Source organism: Streptomyces sp. NPDC059897, assembly GCF_042730865.1.
Classification (GTDB): Bacteria; Actinomycetota; Actinomycetes; order Streptomycetales; family Streptomycetaceae; genus Streptomyces.
On record NZ_JBHWKQ010000002.1, the window covers coordinates 211,803 to 226,005 of the forward strand.

Annotated in this window: 13 protein-coding genes; 5 read left to right on the forward strand and 8 right to left on the reverse strand. The window is 71.5% G+C overall.

The genetic code is table 11. The annotated features are described in order from the left end of the window. Nucleotides 1-66: 66 nt before the first annotated feature. The gene (locus ACFV9W_RS03675; RefSeq protein WP_385755230.1) at nt 67-1,500 is read right to left on the reverse strand and encodes an amino acid permease; all 1,434 of its coding nucleotides are present in this window, start codon (nt 1,498-1,500) and stop codon (nt 67-69) included. Between the two features lie 123 nt (nt 1,501-1,623). On the opposite strand from ACFV9W_RS03675, the gene ACFV9W_RS03680 reads away from it, so the two are divergent. Beyond that, nucleotides 1,624-2,472, forward strand: coding sequence for an IclR family transcriptional regulator (locus tag ACFV9W_RS03680; RefSeq protein WP_385755231.1), 849 nt, complete (start codon nt 1,624-1,626; stop codon nt 2,470-2,472). A 13-nt stretch (nt 2,473-2,485) separates the two neighbouring features. Here the strand turns inward: ACFV9W_RS03680 and hutC are convergent, their stop codons facing one another. Further along, entirely contained in the window at nt 2,486-3,262 is a 777-nt protein-coding gene (gene hutC / locus ACFV9W_RS03685; protein ID WP_385755233.1) for a histidine utilization repressor, read from the reverse strand. A 192-nt stretch (nt 3,263-3,454) separates the two neighbouring features. On the opposite strand from hutC, the gene hutU reads away from it, so the two are divergent. Next, nucleotides 3,455-5,140, forward strand: coding sequence for a urocanate hydratase (gene hutU / locus ACFV9W_RS03690; protein ID WP_385755235.1), 1,686 nt, complete (start codon nt 3,455-3,457; stop codon nt 5,138-5,140). Between the two features lie 167 nt (nt 5,141-5,307). Here the strand turns inward: hutU and ACFV9W_RS03695 are convergent, their stop codons facing one another. The 3 genes from ACFV9W_RS03695 to hutH form a co-directional block, all read right to left on the reverse strand. Beyond that, nucleotides 5,308-6,168, reverse strand: a complete 861-nt coding sequence (locus ACFV9W_RS03695; protein ID WP_385755520.1) for an alpha/beta fold hydrolase — start codon at nt 6,166-6,168, stop codon at nt 5,308-5,310. 60 nt (nt 6,169-6,228) lie between these two features. Next, nucleotides 6,229-6,792 (reverse strand): HutD family protein, encoded by a 564-nt coding sequence (locus ACFV9W_RS03700; RefSeq protein ID WP_385755236.1) that lies wholly within the window; start codon nt 6,790-6,792, stop codon nt 6,229-6,231. A gap of 166 nt (nt 6,793-6,958) precedes the next feature. After that, complete coding sequence (gene hutH, locus ACFV9W_RS03705; RefSeq protein WP_385755237.1) at nt 6,959-8,494, reverse strand: histidine ammonia-lyase; 1,536 nt, start codon at nt 8,492-8,494, stop codon at nt 6,959-6,961. A 128-nt stretch (nt 8,495-8,622) separates the two neighbouring features. Between hutH and ACFV9W_RS03710 the strand changes: the two genes are divergently transcribed. Continuing rightward, the gene (locus ACFV9W_RS03710; RefSeq protein WP_385755239.1) at nt 8,623-9,399 is read left to right on the forward strand and encodes an IclR family transcriptional regulator; all 777 of its coding nucleotides are present in this window, start codon (nt 8,623-8,625) and stop codon (nt 9,397-9,399) included. 10 nt (nt 9,400-9,409) lie between these two features. Here the strand turns inward: ACFV9W_RS03710 and ACFV9W_RS03715 are convergent, their stop codons facing one another. Next, nucleotides 9,410-10,180, reverse strand: a complete 771-nt coding sequence (locus tag ACFV9W_RS03715) for an NAD(P)H-dependent oxidoreductase (protein ID WP_385755241.1) — start codon at nt 10,178-10,180, stop codon at nt 9,410-9,412. A gap of 158 nt (nt 10,181-10,338) precedes the next feature. Here ACFV9W_RS03715 and ACFV9W_RS03720 point away from each other — a divergent pair, with 158 nt between their 5' ends. Continuing rightward, nucleotides 10,339-11,469: a 5-methyltetrahydropteroyltriglutamate--homocysteine S-methyltransferase gene (locus ACFV9W_RS03720; RefSeq protein ID WP_385755243.1), complete on the forward strand. Its 1,131-nt coding sequence runs from the start codon at nt 10,339-10,341 to the stop codon at nt 11,467-11,469. 207 nt (nt 11,470-11,676) lie between these two features. Next, nucleotides 11,677-12,687, forward strand: coding sequence for an alpha/beta fold hydrolase (locus ACFV9W_RS03725; RefSeq protein WP_385755245.1), 1,011 nt, complete (start codon nt 11,677-11,679; stop codon nt 12,685-12,687). A 46-nt stretch (nt 12,688-12,733) separates the two neighbouring features. Here the strand turns inward: ACFV9W_RS03725 and ACFV9W_RS03730 are convergent, their stop codons facing one another. Then, the gene (locus ACFV9W_RS03730) at nt 12,734-12,940 is read right to left on the reverse strand and encodes a hypothetical protein (protein ID WP_385755247.1); all 207 of its coding nucleotides are present in this window, start codon (nt 12,938-12,940) and stop codon (nt 12,734-12,736) included. Nucleotides 12,941-13,094: 154 nt separating this feature from the next. Continuing rightward, entirely contained in the window at nt 13,095-14,144 is a 1,050-nt protein-coding gene (locus ACFV9W_RS03735; RefSeq protein WP_385755249.1) for an aldo/keto reductase, read from the reverse strand. Between the last annotated feature and the right edge of the window lie 59 nt (nt 14,145-14,203).

Below are 14,203 nucleotides of genomic sequence, written 5' to 3' on the forward strand. Positions count from 1 at the left end.
GCCCGGGCCGCGACGCCGTTTGCACGGTCGGCGTCGCGGTCCGGGCCGCAGGAGTTCTCCGTCGGGTCAGCCGGCGACCTCGGCCCGCTTCTCCGTGTCCGTACCGGCCTCCGCCCCGGCCGGTGCGGACTGCGGGCCCGCACCGGTCCGGCGGCGTACCGCGAGGACGTAGACCACCGTGAGCAGCGCCAGCCAGACCGCGCCGACCTCGAGCGCCACTCGGGTGTCCTCGTGGAAGCCGAGCAGGACCAGCACGGCGGCCATGAAGACGAGCGTGATGATCTGGCCGTAGGGCCAGAAGGGGGCGGGGAACTTCAGGGCCGCGGTCTCCTCCGCCGACATCGAGCGGCGGGCCTTCACGTGGGTCAGCATGATCATCACCCAGACGAAGACCGTCGCGAACGTGGCGATCGAGGAGATGATCAGGAAGATCTCGCCGGGCACGACGGCGTTCATCACGACGCCGAAGAGCAGGGCGCCGACCATGACGAGGGTGGTCACCCACGGCACGCCGTTGCGGGTCGTGCGGTTCATGGCGGCGGGGCCGTGGCCGCGCTCGGCGAGGCCGTACATCGTGCGTCCGGCGGCGAAGATGTCGCTGTTGATGGCCGACAGGGCGGCGGTCAGGACGACGACGTTGAGGACGGCGGCCGCGGACTTGAGGCCGACCCCGGCGAAGATCTGCACGAACGGGCTGCCCGAGTCGTCGATCTGCTGCCACGGCGTGATCGACATGATCACGGCGAGGGTCAGGACGTAGAACAGGATGATCCGCATCGGGATGGTGTTGACCGCGCCCGGGATCGTCTTCTCCGGGGACTGCGCCTCGCCCGCCGTGACGCCAATGATCTCGGTGCCGCCGAAGGCGAACATGACGATGGCGAAGGAGATCACGAAGCCGTCGATGCCGCCCGCGAAGAAGCCGCCGTGGCTCCACAGGTTGTCGAGGCCGACGTGGACGTGCCCGCTGCCGAGGCCGAAGGCGATGACCGCGATGCCGACGAGGATCATCGCGACGATGGCGACGATCTTGATGAGAGACAGCCAGAACTCCAGCTCGCCGAAGACCTTCACGCTGACGAGGTTGAGCGCGCCGACGATGACGACGGCTGCGAGGACCCAGATCCAGCGGGGCACGTCGGGGAACCAGAAGCCCATGTAGACGCCGATGGCGGTGACATCGGCGACGGCCACGATGACCATCTCGAATGCGTACGTCCAGCCGGTGACGAAGCCGGCCAGCGGGCCCAGATGCCGGTTCGCGTACTCGCCGAAGGAACCGGCCGTCGGCGATGCCACGGCCATCTCGCCCAGCGACCTGAGGACGAGGAAGACGGCGGCGCCGCCGATCAGATAGGCGAGCAGGACGGCCGGGCCGCCCGCCTGTATGGACTCGGAGGAGCCGTAGAACAGCCCCGTGCCGATGGCTGAGCCGAGCGCGATGAAGCGGATGTGCCGCGAGTTGAGCCCACGGCTCAGGCCGGCCTTTTCGGTACGCAAACGAGTGTCTCCCTCTTCGGGGTGGGGCCAACGGACGTTCCGGGGGACCTGATGTCCGGGCTCCCTATGACGAACGGCAGCCTGTATATTCCTGTCTATACAGGTGCGTCAAGAGGTGGTCCGATGAGTGAGCGCACGAACGGCCCCGAGCGGTCCCCCGGAACCGCGTCGAGCGCGTCCCCGGCCGTGGGACGCGCCCTGGACATGTTGCTGTACCTCGCCGGCCGACCTGGCCTGGTGCAAGCCGCCACTCTAGCTCGTGACCTGGGCATTCCACGCTCGTCGGCCTACCACGTCCTCACGGTCCTGGCCGACCGCGGCTTCGTCACCTACGTGCCCTCCGAGCAGGCCTACGGGCTGGGTGTCTCGTCCTTCGAGGTGGGCTCCGCGTACCTGCGCCACGAGCCCCTGGAGCGGCTCGCCCGGCCCATCCTGCGCACCGTCGCGAGCCGGCTCGGCCAGACCGTGCACCTCGGGATCCTGCACGGCGCGGAGACGGTGTATCTGCTCAAGGAGCGCCCTCCGGCCCGTGCCGGTGACATCGACATCGCACTCGTGACGGATGTGGGTGTGCGGCTGCCCGCGCATCTGACTGCCAACGGGCGGGCCATCCTCGCGCACACCTCCGAGGCGCAGTTGCGCGCGCTGTTCTCCCGGCCCGGCGATCTGACCACTCGCACCGGGCGCGGTCCGCGTTCACTCACGGAGCTGACCGCCGAGCTCGGCAGGGAGCGGGAGCGCGGCTGGTCGCAGGAGGTGGAGCTGGTGTCACCGGGCTTCTGCTCGATGGGCGCCGCGGCCTTCGACCACAACGAACGCCCGGTGGCCGCGATCAGCACCACCTGGCGCCGCCACCACGGCCGTCACGACACCGAGGACGTCCGCGAGGCACTGGCCCAGGGCGCGGCGCGGCTGACCACGGCGCTCTCGGGACACGTCCCGACACCAGGTGGGGGCCAGGTGTCGTCCTGAGCCGGGCCGGTACTCAGTGCGTGGCGAACGCGCCCTCGAGCCGGTAGCGGGTGCCCGGGTGCAGCAGCCTCGCGATGCTCACGAGGGCGTCCCGCGACCAGGTGCGGCGCTGGATCAGCAGACACGGCTCGGCAGTGCCCACGTCGAGGATCGCGCACTCCTCCGGCGAGGCCAGGACCGCCTCCACGATGTGTTCGCCGCGGCCGAGCGGAGCCACCTTCGACAGGAACGCGAACGGTGTCTGCTGCGTGAAGTCCTGCTCCAGGTAGCCGGGCGCGAAGGCCGGGTTGACGTACCGGTCCTCCAGCTGGAGCGGCACCCCGTCCTCGTAGTGCACGACCTGTGAGCGGAAGACCGGTCGGCCCTTGCCGAGGCCGAGGTGTGCGCCCGTGCGCTCGTCGGCCTCCTCCTCGCCGAGGGACAGCACGCGGGCCGAGTAGCGGTGGCCGCGCCGGTGCACCTCGTCGGCGATGTTGTGGACCTCCAGGAGAGCGGAGCTGGCCTTGCGTTCGGCGACGAAGCTGCCGACGCCCATGACGCGCCGGATGACGCCGTCGGAGGCGAGTTCGCGCAGCGCGCGGTTGACCGTCATCCGGGACAGGCCGAGCGCGTCGACGAACTGGCTCTCCGAGGGCAGGGCGTCGTCCTCACGCCAGTGACCGGCCCTGATCTGCCGCTCGACGAGCTCCTTGACGCGCTGGTAGGCGGGCACGGCGCCGCTCGCGCCCTCCTCGTACCACCGGGCCAGCTCGGCCGGCTCCACCGTCGCGTCGCCCACTGTCCTCGCCATCCGCTCCCCCGCTACCGGCTACTGCTGCGTACATCGAATCCTATGGGGACGGCGCCCGCGGCGGACGGGCCGACGGTCCCGCTCGCGGGGAAGCGTCTCGGATCCGAGAAATACCGGCGGCCCCGCTGGTCCCGGCTCCCGCACTCGCGTGTCATGGCGGTGCACAACGGCTCGATCCCCTGAGGAGCACACATGACCAGCCCTTCCCCCGAAACGCCGGGCGTCGTCCGGGCCCCGCGCGGCACCGAGCTCAACACCCTGGGGTGGCAGCAGGAGGGCGCGCTGCGGATGCTCATGAACAACCTCGACCCCGAGGTCGCCGAGCACCCTGAGGACCTCGTCGTCTACGGCGGCACCGGGAAGGCCGCGCGCAACCACGCCGCGTACGACGCGATCGTGCGCACGCTCAAGACGCTCGAGGCGGACGAGACGCTGCTCGTGCAGTCCGGCAAGCCGGTCGGCGTGATGCGGACGAACGAGTGGGCTCCGCGGGTGCTGCTCGCGAACTCCAACCTCGTGGGTGACTGGGCGAATTGGGAGGACTTCCGCAAGCTGGAGGCCGAGGGCCTCATGATGTACGGCCAGATGACGGCCGGTTCGTGGATCTACATCGGCTCGCAGGGCATCCTTCAGGGCACCTACGAGACGTTCGGCGCGGTCGCCCGCAAGAAGTTCGACGGCACCCTTGCCGGGACCATCACGCTGACCGCGGGCATGGGCGGCATGGGTGGCGCCCAGCCGCTCGCGGTCACCATGAACGACGGTGTCGCGATCTGCGTCGACGTCGACGAGACCCGCATCGACCGCCGCATCGGCACCCGCTACCTCGACGTGAAGGCCGACAACCTCGACCACGCCCTCGAGCTGGCCGTGCAGGCGCGCGACGAGCGCCGCGGCCTGTCCATCGGCGTCGTCGGCAACGCCGCCGAGATCTTCCCCGAGCTCCTCGACCGGGACGCGCCGATCGACATCGTCACCGACCAGACCTCGGCGCACGACCCGCTCGCGTACCTGCCCGTCGGCATCTCCGTCGCGGACTGGCACAAGGAGCGCGAGGCGGACCCGGCCGGCTTCACCGAGAAGGCCCGCCAGGCCATGCGACTGCACGTCGAGGCCATGGTCGGCTTCCTCGACAAGGGGGCCGAGGTCTTCGACTACGGCAACTCGATCCGCGACGAGGCCCGCAAGGCCGGCTACGACCGGGCGTTCGCATTCCCCGGCTTCGTGCCCGCGCACATCCGTCCCCTCTTCGAGGAGGGGCTCGGCCCGTTCCGCTGGGCCGCCCTGTCCGGCGACCCGAAGGACATCGCGGCCACCGACAAGGCGATCAAGGAGCTGTTCCCGGAGAACAAGCACCTGCACCGCTGGCTCGACATGGCCGGTGAGCGTGTCGCGTTCGAGGGCCTTCCGGCGCGCATCTGCTGGCTCGGCTACGGCGAACGCCACCTGGCGGGCCTCAAGTTCAACGAGATGGTCGCCAGCGGCGAGCTGTCCGCGCCCGTCGCGATCGGCCGCGACCACCTCGACTCCGGTTCGGTGGCCTCGCCGTACCGCGAGACCGAGTCCATGCTCGACGGCTCGGACGCCATCGCCGACTGGCCGCTGCTCAACGCCCTCGTGAACACCTCGTCCGGCGCCTCCTGGGTGTCCATCCACCACGGCGGCGGTGTCGGCATGGGCCGCTCCATCCACGCCGGCCAGGTGTGCATCGCCGACGGCACCGAGCTCGCCGCCCGCAAGCTGGAGCGCGTGCTCACGAACGACCCCGGCATGGGTGTCATCCGGCACGTCGACGCCGGGTACGAGCACGCCTCCTCGGTCGCCAAGGAGCGCGGTGTGCGCGTTCCGATGACGGAGGGCGAGGGCGACTCCGCGTGAGTACGTCCCACAAGTTCCGGGAGGGCGCTCTCCCGGTCGCCGACGTTCCGGCCCGGCCCTGGTCCGGCCGGGACGACGGTCCTGGCCTCGCCCACTCCCCCACGAACAGGCCGCCAGGCCGCCCGGCATGAGAGCCGCGGCCTGGCGACCGCGCGCAGTTCCCCGCGCTATCCGGCGACCGCGTCGTGCACGAATCGCCGCAGGTGCGTACGCACAGCGTCGGGCTGTTCCAGCCACGGTTCGTGCCCGGCGTCCTCGATCCGCGTCAGCGGCACACCGAGCCGGAGCGCGAGGGATTCCAGTGCTTCGACGGGACGTGGATCCCGGACACCGGCGAGGAGTTCGGTCCGCGCCGGCAGACACGCGCGCAGTTCGGCCAGGCGCTCGTCGAGCGGGTCCGCTCGGCCGTCCTCGCCGAGTTCGGCGTTCATGGCCCAGTTCACGGGGCGGCGCCGCCTGGCTTCCTGAGCGGCCCGATGCCACCCGAGTTCGGGATCGGCATGGTCGGTGAACCAGGACAGCGCGAGCAGTTCGACTTCCTGCTCCTCGGTCCGGACAGGCATCTCTTGCAGCGCTTGGCGCCGCTCCAGTTGGGCTGCGGACATCCGGCGCCCTCGCTCCGCACGGTATCCGGTGCGCCAATCCCCCACGAACGGGCCGCACATGAGCAGCATCGCGGCCACGCGGCCGGGGTGCGCCAGACAGAACCGGCTCGCCAGGTCGGTGCCGTAGGAGTGCCCGACGAGCACGACTTCGGGGACACACCATGTGTCGAGCAGCTCGGCGAGATCGTCGACGTGCCGGGCGAGCGAGTGGCTGCCCCGCCACGGCGAACGGCCCGTGCCCCGCTGGTCGTAGCGGTACACGGGCGTGATGTCCCCGACCATGGCGGCCACATCGCCCAGATACCCCGGAAGGCCCGGGCCACCGTGGAGCATCACCACCGGCGGCCTCCGGGCCCAGTCCCCCAGCAGGGTCCAGCTCAACCGGGCCCCGTCGGTCGTCGATGCGAGGCCCCGCGTCGTCATCAAGGTCACCGCGCAGAACCTACCGACCGCGCCGACCCGCCGCCAAAGGTCAAGAGGAGCTCAGCGGACCTCGGTCAGGCTCACGACCGCCAGCACCCCGTCGACATCCACCTCGACGGAGTCCTCGTCGTCCTGGAGCAGCACCGCGTCCAGGCGGTTCAGGCGGGCTGTGCCCAGGGTCGCCGTGCCCTCCAGGACGATTGCCAGGACGCGGGTGCCCGGGGCCGGTTCGAGGACGGTCGGGCCACGGTCGATGCGGACGTCGGCCTTCGCCTCGGTGCGGCGGGTCATGACGTTGAAGTCGACCAGGGGGCCGCCGAGGAGACGGCAGTCGGTCGTGGCGTCGCCGGAGAAGGGGAAGGGAGCGTAGCGGGTGTCGATGGTGTGTTCCGTGCCGTCGACGGTGAGGGCCATGCCCGGTCCCTCGACGACGGTGATGATCCGGTCGACGCCCTCGAACGCGGAGAACGGGCCCGCGGTCGCCACGTCGGCGAGGCTGATCCGCCACGCGAAGTCCTCGGTGGTGGAGCCCTCGGGGTGCGCGCGCACCTCCGTCGTGATGCCTCCGCCGTTCTTCCAGGGGGCGGGGGTGCGTTCGTCGGCGCGCAGGATCTGGGATGCCATGAAGGTCGGTTGTCCTTGTCTTCGTACGGACGGCCGAGCCTAACGCCCGGCCGTGTGCCGTGGTTCGAGGGCGGCCTCGGTGAAGACGCGGTAGCCGGCCTCGGTGCGAAGTGCCGCACCTCCGGGGCCCCGCGAGGCCCCGGAGGTGTGTGGAAGTGCGGTCGGCTCAGACCAGGTCGCCGGTGACGGACTCGGCGGCGGCCACGGCGCGGCCGGAGGCGACGTACTGGACGGCCTCCTCGATCTCGGGGGCGAGCCAGCGGTCGGTGCCGGGGCCCTCGACGGTCTTGCGCAGGCCCTCGCGCACGGCCGCGGTGGCCGGGGCGGGGGTCAGCGGGGCGCGCAGGTCCAGGGCGCGGGCGGCGGTGTAGAGCTCGACGGCGAGGACGCGGTTCAGGCCGTCGATCGCGCGGCGCAGCTTGCGGGCGGCCGACCAGCCCATGGAGACGTGGTCCTCCTGCATGGCGCTGGAGGGGATCGAGTCGACGGAGGCCGGGGTGGCGAGCCGCTTGAGCTCGGAGACGATCGCGGCCTGCGTGTACTGGGCGATCATGTGGCCGGAGTCGACGCCCGGGTCGTCGGCCAGGAACGCGTTCAGACCGCGGTTGCGGGCCGGGTCGAGGAAGCGGTCGGTGCGGCGCTCGGAGATCGAGGCGACGTCGGCGACGGTGATCGCGAGGAAGTCGAGCACGGCGGCGACGGGGGCACCGTGGAAGTTGCCGTTGGACTCGACGCGGCCGTCGAGCGTGACGACCGGGTTGTCGACGGCGCTGGCGAGTTCACGGGAGGCGACGAGTTCGGCGTGGCCGAGGGTGTCGCGGGCGGTGCCGTGGACCTGCGGGGTGCAGCGCAGCGAGTAGGCGTCCTGCACGTAGGTGCAGTCCGGGCCCGCGTGGCTGGCGATGATCGCCGAGTCGGCGAGCAGGGAGCGCAGGTTGCCCGCGGAGTCGCCCTGGCCGGGGTGCGGGCGCATGGCCTGGAGGTCGGCGGCGAACACGGCGTCGGTGCCGAGCTGGCCCTCGACGCTCATGGCGGCGGCGATGTCGGCGGTGCGCAGCAGCTTGCGCAGGTCGTGGGCGGCGAGGACGAGCATGCCGAGCATGCCGTCGGTGCCGTTGATGAGGGCGAGGCCCTCCTTCTCCTCCAGGACGACCGGGGTGATGCCGGCGGCGGCGAGGGCCTCGCCCGCGGGCTTCTTCTCACCGTCGGCGGTGCGCACGACGCCCTCGCCCATGACGGCGAGCGCGCAGTGCGCGAGCGGGGCCAGGTCACCGGAGCAGCCGAGCGAGCCGTACTCGTGGACGACCGGGGTGATGTCGGCGTTCAGGAGCGCGGCGTACGCCTCGGCGGTCTCGGTGCGCACGCCGGTGCGGCCGGTGGCGAGGGTGGACAGACGCAGCAGCATGAGGGCGCGCACGACCTCGCGCTCGACCTCGGGGCCCGAACCCGCCGCGTGGGAGCGCACGAGGCTGCGCTGGAGCTGGGCGCGCAGCTCGGTGGGGATGTGCCGGGTGGCCAGGGCGCCGAAGCCCGTCGAGACGCCGTAGTGGGGCTTGACGTCGTCGGCGAGGGCCTTGATGACCTCGCGACTGCGGGCGATCTCCTGGAGGGCCTCGGGGGCGAGGGTCACCTGGGCGCCGTGACGGGCAACGGAAACAACTTCGTCGGCTGCGAGGGCACCGACACCAACAACAACGTTCATGCCCCTATGAAGCCGCAGCCGGAGTGGGGTTCGCGAGTCGTGCGACACGTCTTGTGTCTGGGATCCAAGACGCTGCGTCTGGGAACCCAGACAGATGGTTTGTGACATCTCTGGTCTACGCTCGCCCCATGAGCATCGTCCCGGCCGCCGCGCAGGTCCTGGCCGTCCTGCGCTACCTCGCCCGCCAGGCCGCGCCCGTGCCGGCGGCCGCCATCAGCCGCGACGTGGGACTGCCGCGCTCGACGACGTACCACCTGCTCGACACCCTGGCGGCGGACGGCTTCGTGGTCCATCTGCCGGAGGAACGGCGCTACGGGCTCGGGGTCAGCGCCTTCGAACTCGCCTCGGGCTACGAGCGCCAGGCCCCGTTCCAGCGTCTGGCGCGCGCCCCGCTGGCAGCGCTCGTCGACCGCACCGGGCACAACGCGAACCTCGCCGTGCTGCACGGCCGCGAGGTCATCTACGTCATCGAGGAGCGGGCGCCGGGCCGCCCGCCGCTGGTCAGCGAGGTGGGCGTGCGCCTGCCCGCCCATCTGACGGCGAGCGGGCGCGCGATCCTGGCCCTCCTGCCGCCGGCCCAGGTGCGCGCCCTCTTCCCCGACCGTTCGGCGTTCGTGCAGCGTCACAGCGCGGGCCCGGCGACGCTGACCGCCCTGCGCACGCTGCTGGCCCAGGCACGCCGCCGCGGCTACGCGACGGAGGAGGGCGAGGTCACCCCCGGCCTGTCCTCGGTCGCCGCACCGGTCCTCGACCACCACGCCCACCCGATCGCCGGGATCGCGGTGACGTTCCCCGACGACACGGTGGACGAGGCGGAGCAGCGGCGGATAGCGGGCCATGTGGCGCAGACGGCGCGGGAGCTGACACGGCGGGTGGGCGGGGCGCCGCGGGCGCCGTCGGCGTAGGCGGGGGCCCTCACCTCCGGTGCACCCCCAGCCCTTCGCCGCCAGCCGCGAGATCGGGGCGCAGGACGAGTTCTTCGTCGTAGTCGCCGCCCACCTCGGTCCGGTACGCCAGCGGTTCCTCGTCGGGAAGCGTGCGCAGCCGCTCCCGCAGTGCGGCGGACGTACGGGCGTAGTCCGCCGCGTCGTGCCGGTCCGCGCCGTATGTCACGAACGGCGCGAGCGGTGCCATGCCCGTGTACCAGAACGTGCCGTGCAGCAGCGGGAACAGCACTTCGTCCACCTGCCCGTGGATCCCGCGCGGCCCGAACCCGGACGGCCGGGCCCCCACCGACGTGACGACCAGGGCCCGCTTTCCGGCCAGGCCGCCGTCGCCGTACCGGCGGGTGTGCCCGTCCGGCGCCTTCACACCGAACCCGAGCCCCTGCACCAGCACCCGGTCGAACCAGCCCTTGAGGATCGCCGGGGGCCCGAACCACCACAGCGGGAAGTGCAGCACCACCACATCGGCCCAGATCAGCTTCTCGATCTCGCCCCGGATGTCAGCGCTCAACTCCCCCGCCTCATAGGCTCGTTCCTGCTCCGCGCCGACGAACAGCCGCTCACTTCCGGGCGTCCCGCACCCGAAGTCGTCGGCGTCGAGGACCGCCTTCCACTTCATCGCGTACAGGTCGGACACTCGGGTGGTGTGCCCGTACCCGTCGAGTGCGCCGAGCGCGTCGGCCATCAGGGAGCCGTTGAGGGAACGCTGTTCGGGGTGGGCGAAGACCCAGAGAATGTTCATGCCTCGAGCGTGCGCCCTGACCCTCGTACGGCGTCAGTGGCCAGATGGCCACGGGGTGAAGGAATCTGGCCACTGCCCAGGAGCCCCGGTCAAAGTGGTTGAGGAGCGCAATGATTCGGGTGAGGGTGTTGGCCGTAGCCGAGGAAAGGATGCCCGCCATGGCCGCCACCGCTCAGCCCCCGTTCCGCGCCGACCACGTCGGCAGCCTGCTGCGCCCGCCCGCACTCCTGAGGGCCCGCGAGCAGCACGCCGCGGGGAGGATCGACGATGCCGCGCTCGCCGCCGCCGAGGACGCGGCGGTGCGCGAAGTCGTCGCGATGCAGAGGGAAGCGGGACTGCGCAGCGCCACCGACGGCGAGTTCCGCCGCGCCTCGTGGCACATGGACTTCATCTACGCGCTCGGCGGCGTCCGGCGCGTGGACGACGAGTCGCTGCACGTGCGTTTCCACAACGAGGACGGCGACATCGAGTTCGCGCCGCCTTCCGCGCGCATCGACGGCAAGGTGACACTGGAGCGCACCATCTTCGCGGACGCCTTCACCTTCCTGCGCGACACAGTCGCCGAGGGTGTCACCCCGAAGCTGACCATCCCCTCGCCGAGCATGGTCCACTACCGCGGCGGCCGCGCCGCGATCGACACATCCGTCTACCCCGACCTCGACACCTTCTGGTCCGACCTCACCGACACCTACGCCGCCCAGATCCGCGGCGTGTACGAACTGGGCTGCCGCTACCTGCAGTTGGATGACACCTCGCTCGCCTATCTGAACGACCCCGAGCAGCGTTCCTACGTGGCGTCCATCGGCGGCGACGCGGAGCACCAGCACGAGACGTACATCGCGAACATCAACCGGGCACTCGCCGGCCGCCCCGACGACCTCCGCGTCACCACCCACATGTGCCGTGGCAACTTCGCCTCCTCCTGGGCCGCTTCGGGCAGCTACGACTTCATCGCCGAGGCCGTCTTCGGCGGCCTCGACGTCGACGGCTTCTTCCTGGAGTACGACGACGAGCGCTCCGGCGGCTTCGCCCCGCTGCGCCACGTCCCCAAGGGCAAGCAGGTCGTCCTCGGCCTCGTCACCACCAAGCGGCCGCAACTGGAGGACAAGGACACCCTCAAGAGGCGTATCGAGGAGGCCTCGCGGTACATCGACATCGATCAGCTGAGCCTGTCCCCGCAGTGCGGCTTCTCCTCCACCGTCGAGGGCAACAAACTCACCGCGCAGGACCAGCTGGCCAAGCTGCGCCTCATCGTGGAGACGGCGGAGGAGGTGTGGGGCGGGGTGTGATGTCACGCCCGTCCGTCACGGCTCGCAGCGGACCGGCCCCGCGCCACCCCTGAGGCACGCCACGACCGTGCCCGCCGGGGAAACGGAATCCATCCGCAACCGGCACGAAACCCTCCGCCGCGCCGCGCTCCGTACGCTCGCCGTACCGGTCCCGGGCCCCGGGATCCGGCACGCGCCCGTACAGGACCGGCACGGGGAGAAGGGCACATGGCGCACGTCATTCCGATCCGCAAGCCCGCCGTACGCGCGCCGGAGGCCGGCGGCGCGCTCGCCTTCGCCACCGTCCACGGCTACCGCCGCGCCTACCGGATCGCGGGCGAGGGCCCGGCCGTCCTGCTGATCCACGGCGTCGGGGCCTCCTGCGCGCACTGGGAGGACTGCATCGACATCCTCGCGCGCCGGCACACGGTCATCGCTCCCGACCTGCTCGGGCACGGCCATTCGGCGAAGCCGCGCGCCGACTACTCGGTCGCCGCGTACGCGAACGGCCTGCGCGACCTGCTCGGTGTGCTCGGCATCGACCGCGTCACCCTCGTCGGGCACTCCTTCGGCGGCGGGGTCGCGATGCAGTTCGCGTACCAGTTCCCCGAGCGCGTCGACCGGCTCGTCCTGATCTCCACCGGCGGGGTCGGCCGCCAGGTCACACCCGTCCTGCGGGCCGCGACCCTGCCTGGCGCGGGACTCGCGCTCGGCCTGCTGAAGGTGGCCGGGGCGCGCCTGCCGGTCAGCGCGGCGGTCCGCGCACTCCAGTTCCTGGACACCGGACTCGGCGTGGACGCGCCCGACCTCGTCGACGTCGTCGACGCCCTGCCCGACCAGAACTCCCGCGACGCCTTCACGCGGACGCTGCGGGCCGTCGTGGACTGGCGCGGCCAGGTGGTCACCATGCTGGACCGCTGCTATCTGGCGCGGGGTGTCCCCACCCTCCTCGTCTGGGGCGATCGCGACAGCGTGCTGCCCGTGGCGCACGCCCACACCGCGCACGAGGCGATGCCGGGCAGCCGGCTCGAAATCTTCCCGGGCGCCGGGCATTTCCCGCACCACACCGACCTCGCGCGGTTCGTCCGGCTGCTGGAGGAGTTCATCGCCACCACCACTCCCGGCGACTGGAGCGTCGAGCAGTGGCGCGAACTCCTCCGCACGGGAAGCCCCGCGGAGAAGTACGCGCGGGCCGTCTCCCGCGAGTACCGCGAGGCAGGCGAGCGCAGCGCTACGTGAGAGCGGTGCAACGTGAGCGCGGTACAACATGAGAGCAGTGCGGTTCCTACCGCATCAGGGACACCGCGAGCCCCACGACGATCAGCCCACTCGCCACTCCGACGAGAACCAGCCGCAGCGCCATCTCCCGGTTCCGCGGCGGCCCGGAGCCGTCACGCTCACAGACGGTCCGCCCGCGCCCGAGCACGGGTGAATCGAGCCAGTACGGATCGGTCAGCTCGGCCTGTCCCTCGGCCCGCACGGTGTCGCTCATACCGGGGAAACGACACTGCGCGAGGGGAGGGCGCGCGCCTGCCCGAACCGTTATGCCGCCCTCACGCAATGGTCACACCCACACGGTTGCGGAGGTGTCCGGTGACCAACCGGCCTGACCAGCAACGCGACCGACAGACGGTCGCGTGGCAGCCTCAGGCCACGGGCACCAACGGGCCGTCGAGGAGGCTCCGGTCCCCGTCGACCCCATGGGCCAGCGCGGCCGCCACGTCCTCGTGCGGGGCACCGAGGCGGATCGCGCTGACCTCGGTCAGCTTCTCGTAGTGGTGCGGGGCGAGTTCGACGTTCAGGGCATCCAGGTAGCCCGCCAGGTGGGCGGGGGTGCGGGGGCCCACGATGGGGAGCAGCGAGGCCGAGGACCGCGCCGCGCGCTCGCGCAGCCAGGCCAGTGCCACCTGGACGGGGCCCGTGCCCAGTTCCCCGGCCACCGCGAGGACGGCGTCGAGTACGGCGGTGCGCTGTTCGCCGCCCTCGCCGCCGGCCGCGGCGCGTGCACTGAGCCGGCCCTGCTCGCCGCGGCGGTACTTTCCGGTCAACAGGCCACCGGCCAGCGGCGAGTAGAGGAAGACTCCGAGGCCGTGCGCCTCGGCCATGGGGAGGAGTTCGCGGTCCGCCGAGCTTTCGGCGAGGCTGTACTCGGTCTGGATGCCGGCCAACGGTGTGCGTCCACCCAGCTCCGATCGGACGGCAGCGCCGGCCACCCGCCAGGCCGGGAAGTTCGACAGTCCGGCGTAGCGCACCTTGCCCGCCCGGGTCAGGTCGTCGAAGGCGGCCAGGATCTCCGGCAGCGGGGTGACACCGTCGGGCAGGTGCGGCATGAGGACATCGACGTAGTCGGTGCCAAGGCGCCGCAGGCTCTCCTCCAGGGACCGGATCATGGTCTTGCGGCTGTTGCCCGTGGTGCCGGGGCGGATCTGCGCGCTCCGGCTGCCGCTGTACTTGGTGATCACCACGTAGTCGTCGCGCTCGCGGCCGAGCAAGCCGCCGAGAACGGTCTCGGCCTCGCTGTTCTGGTAGATGTTCGAGACGTCGAAGGTGGTCCCGCCGGCCGCCACGAACGAGTCGAAGATCGCCCTGGCCCCCGCCAGGCCCGCCGCGGCCGGGGCCGAGCCGAAGTTGGCCGTACCCAGCACGTACTCCGACACCCGAAGGCCGCTGTGTCGCCCGAAGGTCCGGTAGCGCATGGGTGCCTCCTCAGGAACCGGATCTGCGGTACGGTCGACGACACTAGCACGTAAAACGA

What these genes read in the sequence shown, in the direction of transcription:
- ACFV9W_RS03710 (WP_385755239.1), top strand. Translation starts at nt 8,623, where the DNA reads ATGAGCATCGTCCCGGCCGCCGCGCAGGTCCTGGCCGTCCTGCGCTAC.
- hutH (WP_385755237.1), bottom strand. Translation starts at nt 8,494, where the DNA reads ATGAACGTTGTTGTTGGTGTCGGTGCCCTCGCAGCCGACGAAGTTGTT.
- ACFV9W_RS03680 (WP_385755231.1), top strand. Translation starts at nt 1,624, where the DNA reads ATGAGTGAGCGCACGAACGGCCCCGAGCGGTCCCCCGGAACCGCGTCG.
- ACFV9W_RS03735 (WP_385755249.1), bottom strand. Translation starts at nt 14,144, where the DNA reads ATGCGCTACCGGACCTTCGGGCGACACAGCGGCCTTCGGGTGTCGGAG.
- ACFV9W_RS03730 (WP_385755247.1), bottom strand. Translation starts at nt 12,940, where the DNA reads ATGAGCGACACCGTGCGGGCCGAGGGACAGGCCGAGCTGACCGATCCG.
- hutC (WP_385755233.1), bottom strand. Translation starts at nt 3,262, where the DNA reads ATGGCGAGGACAGTGGGCGACGCGACGGTGGAGCCGGCCGAGCTGGCC.
- ACFV9W_RS03700 (WP_385755236.1), bottom strand. Translation starts at nt 6,792, where the DNA reads ATGGCATCCCAGATCCTGCGCGCCGACGAACGCACCCCCGCCCCCTGG.
- ACFV9W_RS03720 (WP_385755243.1), top strand. Translation starts at nt 10,339, where the DNA reads ATGGCCGCCACCGCTCAGCCCCCGTTCCGCGCCGACCACGTCGGCAGC.
- ACFV9W_RS03725 (WP_385755245.1), top strand. Translation starts at nt 11,677, where the DNA reads ATGGCGCACGTCATTCCGATCCGCAAGCCCGCCGTACGCGCGCCGGAG.
- ACFV9W_RS03695 (WP_385755520.1), bottom strand. Translation starts at nt 6,168, where the DNA reads ATGACGACGCGGGGCCTCGCATCGACGACCGACGGGGCCCGGTTGAGC.
- ACFV9W_RS03715 (WP_385755241.1), bottom strand. Translation starts at nt 10,180, where the DNA reads ATGAACATTCTCTGGGTCTTCGCCCACCCCGAACAGCGTTCCCTCAAC.
- hutU (WP_385755235.1), top strand. Translation starts at nt 3,455, where the DNA reads ATGACCAGCCCTTCCCCCGAAACGCCGGGCGTCGTCCGGGCCCCGCGC.